The following is a 14,670-nucleotide window of genomic DNA, read 5'->3' as shown; positions in this document are numbered from 1 at the left end:
TCCCGCGGCGCGAGGACGGGTGTCTCCCGCGACGGCGCCGCCCGGCTGGTGTCGTCTGCCGCCGGCTCCGCGGTCGGCTGCACCGCCGCGCGGACATCCGCGTGCCGTTCCGAGACGGCGGCGCGGGTCTCGGGCGGCCACGGGTCGCCGCCGACGCGCCGCGGCAGGCCGCGTCGCAACACGGCACCGGTTCCCGATGGGGTTTGCCCACCGCCCGTCGCCGCCGCTTCGCTCGCCGCGACGCCGGCATCGGGGGCGGGTCGGGCGGGTTCGCCAGCCGTCACCGGCGCCTCAGCTGCGCTCGCATCGCGGGCATCCAGGGGAGAGTCCGACACGGCCGCCGTGCGGGTCTCCGGCGGCCACGGCTCGCCTCCGGCACGACGCGGCAGTCCGCGGCGCAGTATGACCGCGGTAGCCCGGGCGCCGTCGCGATCCGCGGCGGGCCCGCCCGTCCCGGGCACCGCGGCGGTCTCGGCCGGTGCCGCGTTATCCGCTACGGCGGGCGCGACGTGCCCCACCGGGACGGACCGCGGCTCGTCGCTGCGCAGTGTCTCGACCGGTGCGGGCACGGGCGCTCCCGCGGACGCGGGCGGCCAGGGCTCGCCGCCGTGCACGCGGGGCAGGCCGCGGCGCACCGACCCGGCAGCGGCCATCACGCCTGCTTCGCTTCGAGCGCGGCGATGGCCTGCGGTACCACCGTGAACAGGTCGCCCACCACCCCGAAGTCCGCGATCTCGAAGATCGGCGCGTCGGGGTCCTTGTTGACGGCCACGATCGTCGTGGCCGTCTGCATCCCGGCGCGGTGCTGGATCGCCCCGCTGATGCCCAGCGCGACATACAACTGCGGCGAGACCGACACACCCGTCTGCCCCACCTGATACGACGACGGGACGTACCCGGCGTCAACGGCGGCGCGCGACGCACCGACGGCGGCGCCCAACACGTCCGCGAACTCTTCGACCAGGGCGAACTTCTCCCCAGACCCCAGTCCGCGCCCGCCCGAGACGACCTTGGCCGCACCGCGCAGTTCGGGCCGCGACGACGTCGCCGTCACCTGCTCGAACGACTCCACGCGCGCGGCGGGCAGGTCGGATGCCAGCACCGACAGCGCCACGACCGATGCCTCCCGCGCGTCGGCGCGCACCTGCACCGCACCCTGCCGCACCGTGATCACGAACACCCCGAACGTGGGTGCGCTCGTCACGTTGTAGGCGCCGCCGTACACCGAGTGCTCCGCGAGGACGCCGTCATCGTCCCTGGTGACACCGACGGCATCCACCGCCAGCGCCGCACCCACGCGCGCGGCGAACCGCCCCGCGACGTCCCGACCCTCGATCGAATGCGCCACCACGACCGCCTCGGGGCCGACGAGATCGACCGCCGCCACCAGCGCGTCGGTGGCGGGAACGGTCAATGCCCCGGCATCCGTTTCCGCCGTCAGCACCGTCGCCGCGCCCAGCCGCCCGGCCGCCTGCGCCAGCGACGCGTGAGAGGCCGCGGGGGCGACCACCAACGCGACGGGCGTGCCGACCTCGGCCGCCGCGCCCAGCAGCCCGGCGGCCGAGGACGCCAGCTCACCGCCCGGGGTGGCCTCCAGCAGCACCAGGATCGAATCTGCCGCGTATTCCGTCATCATTGCCTTCCCTACGCCAGCCGGTTGTCGATCAGGAACGCGGCCAGCCGCTGACCGGCGTCGCCCTCGTCGGTGATCTTGGTCCCCGCGGCCCGCGGCGGCTTGGCCGCGACCGCCGTCATGATCGACTGCGGAGCCGACGCGGGGTCGACGTCCAGCTCGAGCTCCGCGAGCGTCAGCGTCTCGAACGGCTTCTTCTTGGCCGCCATGATCCCCTTGAAGTTCGGAAACCGTGCCTCCGGCAGTGCCTCGGTCACCGAGATCACGGCGGGCAGCGGCGCCGATACCGTCGCGGTACCGGCATCGGAGGCACGGGTCCCCCGGACCGCGTCGGCCGAGATCTCGACCGCCGACAACGCCGTGGCCTGCGGCACGGCGAGCAGTTCGGCGAGCATCGCCGGCAGCACGCCGCCCGACCCGTCGGTCGACGCGTTGCCGGTGATCACCAGGTCGAATCCCGTCCGCCGCAGCGCCGCGGCGAGCACGCGCGCCGTGACGCCGAGGTCCGCGCCCGCGAGCGCTTCGTCGACGACCTGTACGGCCGATCCCGCGCCCATCGCCAGTGCCTTCCGCACCGACGCGGCCGCGATCTCCGCCGCCATCGACATCACGACCACCTCGGTGCCCTCGTGAGCGTCGGCGTACGAGAGCGCCGCCTCGAGCGCCCGCTCGCCGATCTCATCGAGCACCCGATCCGAGCCGTCGCGGTCCGCGAGACCCGTCTCGGCGTCGAGCGTGCGGTCACCGTACGTGTCGGGGACCTCTTTCATCAGAACGACGATCTTCATCGCACTCCTCCGTCCGCCATCGATTCTATGCAGCGGGTCTTCGCGACCGCGGGCCGGGTGGAGCCGCGGCCGGTCAGTGTTCGCCGGTGGCTCGCTGGAGAACCCGCTGATCGGTCTCGGCGTCGAGCCCGAGCTGGGCCGCGGTCCGCGCCGCCGTCGCGCCCCGCAGGGTCGTGACGGCGCGGCCGCCCCGGAAGATCCGCACCTCGCCGCCCTTGGTCTGGCGCCAGGTGAGGGGTTCGTACTCGTGTTCGGTCGCCATACCAGCAGACTCTAGCCCGGTGGGCCCGCCGCCGCGCCGCCGCCACCCCGCGCACTCCGGTGGACAGGCGACGGGCCCGGCGAGGGAGCATCAGCCGGCCTCTTCGGCCCGGTCGGCCGCAGCAAGGTCATCGGCCTCCGGCACGTATCCGGCGATGTGCCGTTCGGCCGGGCCGTTGTAGGCCGACAGCGGACGGATGAGTGCGTTCGAGGCCGCCTGCTCCATGATGTGCGCCGTCCAGCCGGTCACCCGGGACGCCACGAACAGCGGCGTGAAGGTGGGCGTGTCGAATCCGATCAGGTTGTAGGCCGGGCCGGACGGGTAGTCGAGGTTGGGGTAGATGCCCTTGCGCGCCACGAACTCCGCCTCCAGCGCGTCGTAGAGCGCGGCGACGTCTGGACGGTCGTAGAACGCGATCAGGGTGTCGAGGGCCCGCTTCATCGTCGGCACCCGGGAGTCGCCCTTTTTGTAGACGCGATGCCCGAACCCCATGATCTTGCGGCGTTCGGCGAGCGCGACATCCAGCCACGGCACGACGTTGCCGGCCGACCCGATCTCGTCGAAGATGTGCAGGACCGCCTCGTTCGCCCCGCCGTGCAGGGGCCCCTTCAGCGCGCCGATCGCCCCCACGACGGCCGAGTACAGGTCGCTGAGGGTCGAGGTGATGACCCGGGCGGTGAAGGTCGACGCGTTGAAGGAGTGCTCGGCGTAGAGGATCATCGAGCGGTTGAACGCGTCGACGACCACCGGGTCCGGCTCGGTCCCGAACGTCATCCACAGGAAGTTGGCCCCGTAGTCCAGGTCGTCGCGGGGCGCCACGAGGTCTTCGCCGCGGCGACGGCGCTGCCCGTACGCGACGATGGCCGGCAGCGCCGCGAACAGGCGGATGCTGCGGGCCACGTTCTCCTCGGGGCTTCCCGACACCTCGAGCACCGAACCGGCCTCGGCGAGGTCGGCGGCGCCGAGGACGCTCACGGCGGTGCGCACGTCGTCCATCGGATGAGAGCCCAGCGGCACCAGATCGATCGCGGCCCGCACGTTCGCAGCCAGCGCCCGGTGCGCGCGTTCGGTGGCCCGAAGCGCGGCCAGCTCGGCATCCGTCGGCAGATCGCCGTGCCACAGCAGGTGCGCGACGGCCTCGAACGGCTGGGTCGCGGCCAGCTGCTGCACCGGGTAGCCGCGGTACAGCAGCGAGTTGGTCTCGGGGTTGACTTTCGAGATGGCGGTCTCGTCGGCGACGACGCCGGCCAGGCCCTTGCGGATGTCGGTCATGGTGCGCTCCTTCGCGTGGCCCGTCAGCGGGCGATGTGGAAGTTGAAGACGGAGGTGTCGAACCGGTTGTAGTCCTCGTAGTCGATGAGGTCGTACAGGTCGGCCCGGTGCTGCATCTCATCGAGCCGGGAGGTGAGGTGCCCCTCGTCGGTGAGGGTGTCGAGCGCCCGAGCGGTCGCTCCCATCGCGATGCGCAGCATCGACACGGGCCAGATCACGATGCGCACCCCGGCGTCGCGCAGCTGCGACGTCGAGAACAGATCGCTCTTGCCGAACTCGGTCATGTTGGCCAGGATGGGCACGTCCAGAGCGGATGCCATCTGCTCGAACTCCCCGATGGTGCGCATGGCCTCGGGGAAGACGGCGTCGGCGCCCGCGTCGACGAGGGCCTTGGCGCGGTCGATCGCGGCATCCATGCCGTCGACCGCACGGATGTCGGTGCGCGCCATGATCAGGAAGTTCGGGTCCCGGCGGGCGTCGACGGCGGCACGGATGCGTTTGACGGCGGTGTCCTGGTCGACGACGGACTTGCCGTCGAGGTGGCCGCAGCGCTTCGGGTTGATCTGGTCCTCGATGTGAGCGCCAGCGAGACCGGCGTCTTCGAGCGTCTGGATCGTGCGGGCCACGTTCATGGGCTCGCCGAATCCGGTGTCGGCGTCGATGATCGCGGGCAGCTCGGTCATGCGGGCGATCTGCTGCCCGCGCCCGGCGACCTCGGTCAGCGTCGTCAGGCCGATGTCGGGCAGACCCAGGTCGGCCGACAGGACGGCGCCGGAGATGTACACGCCCTCGAAGCCCTTGCGTTCGATGAGGCGTGCGCTCAGCGGGTTGAAGGCGCCGGGGAACCGCAGCAGCTCCCCCGAGGCCAGCCGCTCGCGGAACAGCCGGCGCTTGTCGGCGGCCGGTGTCTGGCTGTACAGCATCAGAACAGGCCCTGGGGGGCCGGGGCACCGGCGAGCACGCCCGGCTTCGCGACGATGTTGAGCTGTCGCACCTCGTCGCCGGTCAGCTCGGGCAGCCGCTGCACCAGCGCGAGGAACCGGTCGATCTCGGCGGGGGTGAGCACCGGCTCGGCGAGAATGCGGAACTTGCGGATGTAGTCCTCGCGGGCGAACGGCCGTGCACCGAGCGGGTGGGCGTCGGCGACGGCGATCTCATCGACGAGCGTGGTGCCGTCGCTGAGGGCGATTTCCACGCGCCCGCCGAAGGCCTTCTCGTTCGGGTCGTCGGAGTGGTAGCGCCGCGTCCATTCGGCATCCTCGGCCGTCGTGATCTTGTGCCACAGCTCGACGGTGTCGACACGCGCTGCCCTCTCGGGCGCATAGGAGTGCACGTGGTGCCAGCCGCCGTCCTGCAGCGCAACGGCGAAGATGTAGGGGATCGAGTGGTCGAGGGTCTCTCGCGACGCCGTCGGGTCGTACTTCTGCGGGTCGCCTGCGCCGGAGCCGATGACGTAGTGCGTGTGGTGGCTCGAGTGCAGCACGATCTTGTCGATGTTGGCCGGGTCGGCCAGTTCGGGCCGCTCGCCCCGGAGCTTGCGTGCCAGGTCGATCCACGCCTGGGCCTGGTACTCGGCGGAGTGCTCCTTCGTGTAGGAGTCGAGGATGCCGCGCTTGGGCTCCCCCGGCCCCGGCAGCGGCACGTCGTACGAGGCGTCGGGACCATCGAGCATCCACGCGATCACGCCGTCCTCGCCCTCGTAGATCGGTGACGGACTGGTCTCACCGCGCATCGCCCGATCGACGGCTTCGACCGCCATCTTGCCCGCGAAGGCGGGGGCGTGGGCCTTCCAGCTGGAGATCGCGCCCTTGCGTGACTGACGGGTCGCGGTCGTGGTGTGCAGGGCCTGCCCGACGGCCTGGGAGATCGTGTCGACGGGAAGGCCGAGCAGCGTGCCGATGCCGGCGGCGGCCGAGGGGCCGAGGTGGGCGACGTGGTCGATCTTGTGCGTGTGCAGGCAGATCGCGCGCACGAGGTCGATCTGGATCTCCCACCCGGTGGCAAGGCCCCGCACCAGGGCGGCGCCGTCGCGGCCGACGTGCTGAGCGACCGCGAGGATCGGCGGCACGTTGTCGGCGGGGTGCGAGTACTCCGCGGCGAGGAACGTGTCGTGGTAGTCGAGTTCGCGCACCGCGACTCCGTTGGCCCAGGCCGCCCACTCCGGGCTGGTGCGGGTCTGGTTGTCGACGCCGAACACGGTCGAGCCGTCGCCGCCGCGCGAGACGGGGTGGTCCAGCGCCTGCGAGCGGGCGGCGCTGACGGGCGCGCGGGTGAGCGATGCCGCCGCGACCGCCGCGTTGTCGATCAGGCGGTTGATGATCATCTCGGTGACGTCGGCGTCGACGGCCACCGGATCGGCGGCGACCTGCGCGATCTTGTGGGCGAGCTGGTCCTCGCGGGCCAGTTCTTCTTCGCTGCGGTACACGCGGACGTGGTGGGTGACGGTCATTCGGCGACCTCCAGGGAATCGAGGATGCTGGTCAGGGCGTTGTGCAGGTGGACGTGGGTGGCGTGGGCGGCGAGGTCGGCATCGCCCGCGGCCACCGCGGCGGCGATCAGGCGGTGCTCGGACCCCGAGGCGGCCAGCCGCGCCGGGTTGGCGCGGGCGAGGCGGCGCACCCGCACGAGGTGCGTGCGCACCGTCTTCAGCGCGGCGGTCAGATAATCGTTGGTGACGGCGGCGTCGAGCGCCGCGTCGAAGCGCGCGATGAGGGCGTAGTAGGCATCCGGGTCGGCGGCAGGGTCGACGTCACGGAAGCGGGCCGCGAGGTCGCCGAACACCGCCGCCTCGCGGCGTTCGGCCGCGAGGCGGGCCGCGGTCTCCTCCAGCGCCCGCCGCACCTCGAACAGCTCGCGGATGTTGCGGGCGTCGACCTCGGTGACGACCGTGACGCGGGGGGAGGCCTGCGCGACGAGGCCGTCCGCGCCCAGGCGACCCAGGGCCTCGCGCAGCGGGGTGCGGCTCACACCCAGGCGCGTGGCCTGCTCGACCTCGGCGAGCACGGTGCCCGGCGCCAGGGCGCCGGACTGGATCTCGTCGAGAAGTGTCGTGTACGCCCTGTCCCCCGCGCGCATCCCGCCACCTCCCGGTCGTGCCATCATCGTCTAGTGTATACACAATCCCCACAAACGGCACCTTAGGCGCAGTTATCTGCCTTACTGCGTATACAACAAACTCCACATCAGATCGCGGGCGAGGGCATGCCACCGCGGCCGGAACAGGTACACGCACGCCAGCCGCAACCGGCTCGCCGCCTCGGCCGCCGCCAGCCGCTCGGCAGGCACGGTGACGGCGGCCACGTCGTCGATCCATCGCCTGGCGATGGACGCCCGTCGCGGCGACCACACGCCCTGGCGGGCCCGCAGGTCGGCGTGCGCGCGAAGGTTGCCCAGGTCGAGCGCCGCATCGGCGGCGCAGACGGTGTCGACGTCGAGGAGCGACAACCCGCCGTCGTCGTCGATCAGGATCTGCTTGTCGTGCAGATCGCGGTGGGCGGGCACGGCCGGTCCTTCGCCGGCATCCCGCAGCGCCGCGACGCACCGATCCGCGGCGTCGCCCGCGGCGAGACCGGGGACGACGGTCGCCGCGGCCTCGGTCCACCGCCGGAGCACGGCGGCCTCCTCGCGGATGCCGTGGACCGGCAGCCCCCGCGGGTCGGCGGCGATCACGGACCGCCACGCCACAGCCCACCTCTCCCAGGCCCTGTCCCAGTCCCGCACCGGCAGGCCCCGGTCGGATCCCGCCTCGTGCAGCGTCCGGCCCGGCAGCGCCTCCCAGACGACGGCACCCTCCCGTTCGGCGTCCGGCTCGCGCCGGTGCCGCGCACACCGGAAGGCCGGCGAGAATACCGTCGCGGCATCGGCGGCGGCCACGACCGCCTGCACCCGTCGCGGACGCACGATCTTGACGAAACCGTCGCCGGAGTGCACCACAGCGCGCCGACCGAGCCGGTGCGAGACCACGGTGCCGCGCACGGCCCACCCCGCGAGCCCCGGCAGGTGTTCGTCCCTCCCCTCCGCGGCCAGCCGGAATCCGCCGGCCGCACTCCACCGTCCGGCGCGGACCCCCGAGCCGCCGCCCTCCCGGCGCAGTTCGACGGTCATGCCGCCGCCCTCCCCGGGCCACGCGCGGCTGACGCGCCACGCCTGCCCGGCGATCACGGTCCGCTCGGGCGGGATGCGGGAGGCCCACCCGTCACGGTCCGACGAGGCCGGGCCGGTCATCGGGAGGCCTCCGCGGCGAGCCCGACGATCCGCTCCACCGCGGCCGGCCAGTCCGGTTGCAGGGTGCGGAACGGCTCGAGGGCGCGCGTGAGAAGGCCGAACGCGGTCCAGTGCGCCAGAGCACGCTCGTCGATCGCGGCTCCCGTGTACCCGCACCACAGCGCCGCCTCGATGCCGCCGTCCCCGCGCACCCGGGCGTCGGCGGCGAAAGAACCCAGGTCACGCTCGGCGGGGCCGATGCGGGCTCGGTCGAAGTCGACGAGCCGGATGCCGTCGTCGCCGACGAGCACCTGGTCGGCCGAGAAATCGCCGTGCAGCTGCGCCTGGCCGCCGGCCAGCCGGAGTCCGGCGGCGATCCGCTGGGCGGGGCGCGCGGCCACCGGGGCGATGGTCGCGATCCCCCGGACGGCGGCGTCCAGTTCCCCGCGCGCATCGTCTGCGGCGGCCGGGCGCCTCACGTCGTGCAGCGCGGCCAGCGCACCCGCCGCAGCCTCGACCGCATCGGTGGCACCGGCGACGGTGAGGTCGCCGCACCCCCACCAGGGGGTGCTCCCGACGTGCCCGGTCAGGTGCACCGGCACGAGGGCCGGGACCCGGGCGTCGTGGAGCGCTCGGCGCACCGCCTCCGGCATCTCGGGCGAGCCCACCTTCACGAACCGGTCGCCGTCGGCATCCGGCGAGCGCAGCACGAGACGCCGGTGCGGATTGTGCCGCACGACCGATGCGCCGGCGAGCACCTCGGGATGCCGGTGCTGCAGGCGCCGGACGATCCGCACCAGGCGGCGGTCGGCCAGAGCCGGGCCGGTGACGACACCCGCCATCTCGGTCTCGGTCACCTGCCACCCCGCTCGCGCAGCGCGCTGCATGCTCTTTCTCGCCTTGGCGTGGTCGCCGAACTGGGCGACCCACCGCCGGCCACCGTCGAGGTCGACGGCGACCACGATGCTGCTGCCGGGCTTGTACCGCAGCCGGCGCGGCACCACCTCCCCGCCCAGCAACTCGCTCAGCCGGTCCCGCGACAGCAACGCCGCCAGTGCTGGCAAGGCGGCATCCCGGCGGACGAGCGCGCGCACCGCGTCGGCGCTCATGCCGTCACCACGCGCCCGGCGACGCGAAACCACGCCGCGACCCGCGAACCACGCCGCACGCGCAGGTCGTCGGGTGAGCCGTCTTCGAGGATGCGCCCGTCCTCGACCCACAGCAGCCGGTCGGCCGCGGCAGCGACGAGCGGATCGTGGGTGACGGTGATCGTCGTCCGGTCGGAGGTCAACCGCGCCAGGGACGCGGCGACGCTGGCGCGCGACTGCGGATCGAGCCCCGTCGTCGCCTCGTCCAGGATGACGATCGGCGCATCGCGCAGCAGCGCCCGCGCGATCGCGATCCGCTGCCGCTGACCCCCGGAGAGGTCGTCGCCGCGCCCGCCGAGAACGGTGTCGTACCCCTGGGGCAGCGCGATCAGGAAGTCGTGCGCGAGGGCCGCGCGTGCGGCGGCTTCCACCTCGTCGTCGGTGGCGTCGAGCCGACCGAAGCGGATGTTCTCGCGCACCGTCGTCGCGAACAGCACGGTCTCCTGCAGCAGGATCGACACCGCCGAGCGCACGCTGTCGACGGTGCAGGCGCGCAGGTCCTGACCGTCGATGCGCACGGTTCCCCACTGCGGATCCACCGCCCGGACGATCAGATTGGTGAGGGTCGACTTCCCCGCCCCCGAGGGGCCGAGCAGACACACCGACTCGCCGCCTGCCACGTGCAGGCTGAGGTTCCGGAACAGCGGTCGGCCGCGACCGTCGGCGAGGAACACCCCCTCGACGTCCACCTCCCCGCGCTCGACGACCAGCGGCACGGCGCCCGGGGCATCCTGGATCTCGACACGCTGGTCGAGCAGATCGGCCACCCGTTCGCCGGACGCGGCGGCCCGCGCAATGCGCCCGGTGTACTTCGCAAGGTCTTTCAGCGGGCGCATGGCGATCTTCAGGTACGCCGCGAACACCACCAGGTCACCGGGCGACAGCTGGTCCTGCATCACCTGCCAGCCGCCGCCGACGAGGACCACGGCCGTCGCGATACCGACGATGACGTCGGTACGCCGTTCCAGGGCCGCCGCCAGGCGCCGCGCCTTCACCCCCTCCCGCAGCGCCTTCGCGTTGCCCCGCGCGAACGCGCCGCCGAGCTGTTCCTCCAGTCCGTAGGCCTGCACGACGCGGATGGCCCCGAGGCTCTCGTTCGCGGTCTCAGCGAGGGCGCCCTCGCCCTTGCGCGTCGTGCGGGATGCCGCCGTGATCGCCCCGGCGCTCCGGTGTGACAGTCCGAGGTAGGCCAGCGCGGCGACCGCGACGACGACCGTCAGCATCGGATCGAGCCACAGCATCGCGACGGCCAGCACGACCAGGGTGAGGAGGTTGCCCGCCAACGGCAGCCCCGCGCTGACGGCGACCTCCTGCAGCCGTCCGACGTCGCCGACGAGACGTTGCACGGTGTCGCCGGTGGGCGCGACAGCGTGGTAGCGCATCGACAGCGCCTGCAGGTGGGCGAACAGGCGGGCGCGCAGATCGGTGGCCACCCGCGACCCGACCAGCGCGAACGCGACGGTCGCGAGGTAGCTGGTCGCCGCGCGCAGTGCGACGAGGCCGACGAGGACCGCCCCGCACGCCACGAGCAGCTCGATCGTCGCGGCGGGAATGCCCGCCGTCGCCTGCCCCGTCGCGCCTAGGCGCACCGCGAGTGCGTCGATCACGAGCTTCAGCGGCCACGGCTCCAGCACACGGAAGACGACCTCGGACAGCAGTGCCACCAGGCCGCCGACCATCAGCCAGCGGTGCGGTCGGGTGTGCGGGGCGACGATCGACAGGGTGCGCCGCAGCGGCCCGGCGCGCAGCCGGCGTCGACGCTCGTTCACGCGGGCACCTCCGTTCGTAGTTGCGCGAGGATGCCCGCGAGCACGCCCGGCCACCCGTGACGGCGCACCGCATGCTCTCGCGCGGCCCGGGCCATCCGCCGGCGCGCCTCGGGCGCATCGCGCAGCGATGCCAGCGCCCCGGCGAGCGCGCCGCGGTCCCCGGGGTCGACCAGCAGTCCGGTGACCCCTTCTGTGACGGCAGCGGGAAGCTGCCCCACCCGCGACGCGACGACGGGAAGTCCCGCCGCGAGGTATTCGTACACTTTCAGCGGCGAGAAGTAGCGCTCGGCATCCGCCGGGTAGGGGGCCACGCCGACGTCCAGGTCACCCAGGACGGCCGGCATGTCCGCGGGCGGGACGGCACCCACGAACTCGGCGTCCATGCCCTCGGTGCGCGCCCGGCGGCGCAGGTCGTCACCCTGCGGACCGTCCCCGATCACGACCAGGCGCACGCCGTCGAGGCCGGCGACGGCATCCACCAGCACATCGACGCCGTGCCACGGTTTCAGGGTGCCCACGAATCCGACGCGCAGCGGCCCGCCCACCCGCGGCGTGCCCGGGCGGATGCGGTCGGTGTTCACTCCGTTCGCTGCCACGACCACGCGCTCGGCGCCGTGGCACCGTGCCCACTCGGCGACCGGGGCCGAGACGCACGCGACGAGGTCGGCACTGCCGAGCGCACGGGCGGCGATGCGCTCGGCGCGCGCGGCATCGACCAGAACGCGGTGGGCGCGCTGCTCGTCGATGAGCGGGGCGTTGACCTCGACGACCGCCGGCACAGCGAGCTGGGCGGAGACCTCGGCGGCGCACGCCGCGAACAGGGAGAAGCGCTCGTAGACGAGGTCGCAGCCGTCGGCGACCGCCCGGCGCGCGATCTGTGCTGCCGCGGCGGCCACGGCGCCCTCCCGCTCGGCGGCGACCGTCCCCGCCGCGACCGGGACCTCGACGACGGGCAGGTCGGCGAGGTCGGGCGGGACCTCGCGCCCGAGGCGGGACGTGTAGACGGTGACCTCGTCGCCGCGGGCACGGAAGGCGCGCACGATCTCCTGGATGTGGACCGAGGCGCCCTTGCTGCCGAACACCGGGATGCCCGGGTCGGCGCACACGTACGCGATACGCATCAGGCGGCCTCGCTCCCGTGGACGGTCGCCGCGACGGAGACGGTCGCCCGCCGCAGCGCGTCGGCCTGCCGGCGACTGTCGAACTCGCGCTCGATCACCTCGCGCGCCCGCTGCGCGATGGCCCGCAGATCGAGCGCCCCCGTCGCCACGCGGCGCAGCGCGCCGGCGAGGTCGCCGACGTCGCCGGGGCGGCAGAGCAGCCCCGTCCGGCCATCGTGAATCACCTCGGGAATGCCGGTGACGGTGGTCGACACGCAGACCGTGCCGGTCGCCATCGCCTCCAGCAGGACGGTGGGCAGCCCGTCGGCGTTACCGTCGGCGCCGACCACGCACGGCGCGACGAAGACATCGGCGCGGTCGAGGAGGACGGCGACCTCTTCCTGCGTGCGCGCGCCCAGAAGGCGCACGTGGGGGCCCATTCCCGCCGCCTGGATCCGCTCCCGCAGAGCCCGTTCCCGTTCCCCCTCGCCGACGAGGTCGATCTGGAACCGGACACCGTCGGCCGCCAGCCGGGCGGCGGCGTCGACGAGCACCTCGAACCCCTTCTTCTCGACGAGCCGTCCCACCGCCAGCACACGCAGCACGTCACCGGGCGGTCGGGGTGGGCGGTACCGGAATCGCGCGAGTTCGAGACCGTTGTAGACGCGCACCGCGCGGTGTGCGCCACGGTGCAGCGTGCGGGCGAGGAAGTCGCGGTTGTAGTCGCTGACGGTCACCGCGAACGCGGCGTCGGCGAACTTGCGGGACAGGTCGGCGACGTCGACGCTGTCGTGGAAGATGTCCTTCGCGTGCGCCGTGAAGGAGTACGGGATCCCGACGAGCAGCGCGGCCAGTCGGGCGACCGTCGTCGCGATCGACGCGAAGTGCGCGTGCAGGTGGGTGATCTGCTCGCGGCGGCACGCGTCCGCCAGCAACACCGCCTGGGCGGCGTCGTCGACGTCGGCGCGCAGCAGCTCGTCGAAGTGGGCGCCGATCGCCGCGGCCAGCTGCGGGTCGGTGCTGGCGACCCGCAGCGCGTCCCACAGCGCCACGGTCTTCACCGGCCGGTCGAGGTAGCGCACCGGCGCCGCGATCCGGCTCAGCTCGGGATGGAAACGCGGATCCACCGGCGGGCGGAGGGAGAAGATCGTGAGCCGTTCTCCCGCGGCTTCGCGCGCGAGCATCTCGGTGACGATGAACGTCTCCGAGAAGCGGGGGTACATCTTCAGGACGTATCCGATCCGAGTCGGGACGTCAGCAGGCACGAGAGATCCCCTCCTGCACGCCGCGGCGCGCCGCGACCACCTCGGCGGCCAGCCGCGGCACGGCGGCGAGCCCATCGAGGTCGATGTGACGGCGATGCACCGTGGTGCCCACCGCCAGGGCGAACCAGGCCGACAGCGACTCCGGTGTCGCCTCACTCGCGGACAACGTGTCGATCGCCCCGCGGGCGGCGAGCGCTCGGGCCCGCAGCAGTTGTTCCTGCCGACGGGTTTCGCGCGGCACGACGAGCACGGCGGTCTCGGTGCTCATCGCCTCCGCGACGGTGTTGTATCCGCCCATGCTGACGACCGCCTCGGCGCGCGACATATACGCCAGCGCATCGGGAACGCGCCGGCGCGTGAGCGTGCCGGGGCGGGCGTCGCGCCGGAGCGCGCGCCGTTGCTCCGCGGGCATGTCGGGGCCGGTCACGATGAGGTGGGCGAGTCCTTCGGGAACCGTCGCGCGCGCCGCGGCGCTGGCCAGTGCATACCCGTCGCTCCCGCCGCCGACCGTGGTGAGCACGAACGGGCGCTGCGGGACACCGCTCGGACGGGTCGGGCGACCGTGCGCGAGGTAGCCGGTATGCCGCACGAGACCCGCCAGCGCAGAGGGAAGTTCACCGCTGCGGGTGAGGTCGTGCACGTCGGGGTCGCCGTAGACCCAGACGGCGTCGTAAGTGCCGCTGACCGCGCCGGCCCCGCCGACCGCCTTCCACTCGCGTCGCGTCGCCGAGGGATGGTCGAGGAGGTCTCGCAGTCCCAGCACGAGCGCGCAGCCGGGCCGATCGGCGCGCAGCATCCGCAGCGCCTCGGTGAGCTCGCCGGCCGCGCCGAACGGATGCCGGTCGACGATGACGAGGTCGGGGGCGAACGCCGCGAGGGCGGCGTCGACCGATCCGCCACGGATGGCGGTGACCCGGTCGATCCCGGTGGCCAGGTGACGGGCGGCGTAGCCCCGCAGGGCCGGGCTGATGCTCGGCAGGATCATCCAGTCCCAGCCCGGCGGGGTCGAGAACGAGGTTGCGGTGGACTGGCCGCTGATGAGCATGCCGGTGACCGTCTCGCCGATGAGGTCGGGCAGCGATCCGGCGAGCGCGTGGGCGATCGCGAGGTTGCGCCGCACATGGCCGAGGCCGACCGAGTCATGGGAGTAGAGCGCGATGCGCAACGTCATGGGATACCTCCGGGTGTCGATACAGCGGGAACACGCGCTGCATCCACCGTGCCGCCGGG

13 protein-coding genes and 1 pseudogene are annotated in these 14,670 nt (G+C 73.2%); all 14 read right to left on the bottom strand.

Going from position 1 to position 14,670, the window contains the following annotated elements:
• A pseudogene (locus ACK5KK_RS15310) lies at positions 1 to 653 on the bottom strand (cytochrome b/b6 domain-containing protein); the annotation flags it as partial.
• Positions 653 to 1,633 carry an electron transfer flavoprotein subunit alpha/FixB family protein gene (locus tag ACK5KK_RS15305; protein ID WP_416890949.1) on the bottom strand — a complete coding sequence of 327 codons (981 nt, stop codon included), beginning with the start codon at positions 1,631 to 1,633 and terminating at the stop codon, positions 653 to 655. The gene ACK5KK_RS15305 and the pseudogene ACK5KK_RS15310, both read right to left, overlap by 1 nt.
• A gap of 11 nt (positions 1,634 to 1,644) precedes the next feature.
• The gene (locus ACK5KK_RS15300) at positions 1,645 to 2,421 is read right to left on the bottom strand and encodes an electron transfer flavoprotein subunit beta/FixA family protein (RefSeq protein ID WP_416890945.1); all 777 of its coding nucleotides are present in this window, start codon (positions 2,419 to 2,421) and stop codon (positions 1,645 to 1,647) included.
• A gap of 73 nt (positions 2,422 to 2,494) precedes the next feature.
• A complete protein-coding gene (locus ACK5KK_RS15295; protein ID WP_416890944.1) occupies positions 2,495 to 2,683 on the bottom strand; it encodes a hypothetical protein in 189 nt (62 codons plus the stop codon).
• Between the two features lie 90 nt (positions 2,684 to 2,773).
• Positions 2,774 to 3,955, bottom strand: a complete 1,182-nt coding sequence (locus ACK5KK_RS15290; protein WP_416890943.1) for a bifunctional 2-methylcitrate synthase/citrate synthase — start codon at positions 3,953 to 3,955, stop codon at positions 2,774 to 2,776.
• A gap of 23 nt (positions 3,956 to 3,978) precedes the next feature.
• The gene (gene prpB, locus ACK5KK_RS15285; RefSeq protein ID WP_416890942.1) at positions 3,979 to 4,878 is read right to left on the bottom strand and encodes a methylisocitrate lyase; all 900 of its coding nucleotides are present in this window, start codon (positions 4,876 to 4,878) and stop codon (positions 3,979 to 3,981) included.
• On the bottom strand, positions 4,878 to 6,404 hold the full coding sequence (locus ACK5KK_RS15280) for an MmgE/PrpD family protein (protein WP_416890941.1): 1,527 nt from the start codon (positions 6,402 to 6,404) through the stop codon (positions 4,878 to 4,880). The genes prpB and ACK5KK_RS15280 overlap by 1 nt, the downstream gene beginning before the upstream one ends.
• Positions 6,401 to 7,030: a GntR family transcriptional regulator gene (locus ACK5KK_RS15275; RefSeq protein ID WP_416890948.1), complete on the bottom strand. Its 630-nt coding sequence runs from the start codon at positions 7,028 to 7,030 to the stop codon at positions 6,401 to 6,403. The genes ACK5KK_RS15280 and ACK5KK_RS15275 overlap by 4 nt, the downstream gene beginning before the upstream one ends.
• Before the next feature lie 81 nt (positions 7,031 to 7,111).
• The gene (locus tag ACK5KK_RS15270) at positions 7,112 to 8,179 is read right to left on the bottom strand and encodes a phosphotransferase family protein (protein WP_416890940.1); all 1,068 of its coding nucleotides are present in this window, start codon (positions 8,177 to 8,179) and stop codon (positions 7,112 to 7,114) included.
• A complete protein-coding gene (locus tag ACK5KK_RS15265) occupies positions 8,176 to 9,267 on the bottom strand; it encodes a phosphotransferase family protein (protein ID WP_416890939.1) in 1,092 nt (363 codons plus the stop codon). The genes ACK5KK_RS15270 and ACK5KK_RS15265 overlap by 4 nt, the downstream gene beginning before the upstream one ends.
• On the bottom strand, positions 9,264 to 11,075 hold the full coding sequence (locus ACK5KK_RS15260) for an ABC transporter ATP-binding protein (protein ID WP_416890938.1): 1,812 nt from the start codon (positions 11,073 to 11,075) through the stop codon (positions 9,264 to 9,266). The genes ACK5KK_RS15265 and ACK5KK_RS15260 overlap by 4 nt, the downstream gene beginning before the upstream one ends.
• The gene (locus tag ACK5KK_RS15255) at positions 11,072 to 12,196 is read right to left on the bottom strand and encodes a glycosyltransferase (protein WP_416890937.1); all 1,125 of its coding nucleotides are present in this window, start codon (positions 12,194 to 12,196) and stop codon (positions 11,072 to 11,074) included. Before ACK5KK_RS15255 ends, ACK5KK_RS15260 begins: the two co-directional genes overlap by 4 nt.
• Entirely contained in the window at positions 12,196 to 13,440 is a 1,245-nt protein-coding gene (locus ACK5KK_RS15250) for a glycosyltransferase (RefSeq protein ID WP_416890936.1), read from the bottom strand. The genes ACK5KK_RS15255 and ACK5KK_RS15250 overlap by 1 nt, the downstream gene beginning before the upstream one ends.
• Positions 13,430 to 14,611: a glycosyltransferase family protein gene (locus ACK5KK_RS15245; protein ID WP_416890935.1), complete on the bottom strand. Its 1,182-nt coding sequence runs from the start codon at positions 14,609 to 14,611 to the stop codon at positions 13,430 to 13,432. The genes ACK5KK_RS15250 and ACK5KK_RS15245 overlap by 11 nt, the downstream gene beginning before the upstream one ends.
• Positions 14,612 to 14,670 lie beyond the last annotated feature (59 nt).

Origin of the sequence: Microbacterium sp. (assembly GCF_047972865.1) — a bacterium.
Classification (GTDB): Bacteria; Actinomycetota; Actinomycetes; order Actinomycetales; family Microbacteriaceae; genus Microbacterium.
This window is presented reverse-complemented; position numbering and strand designations above follow the sequence as displayed.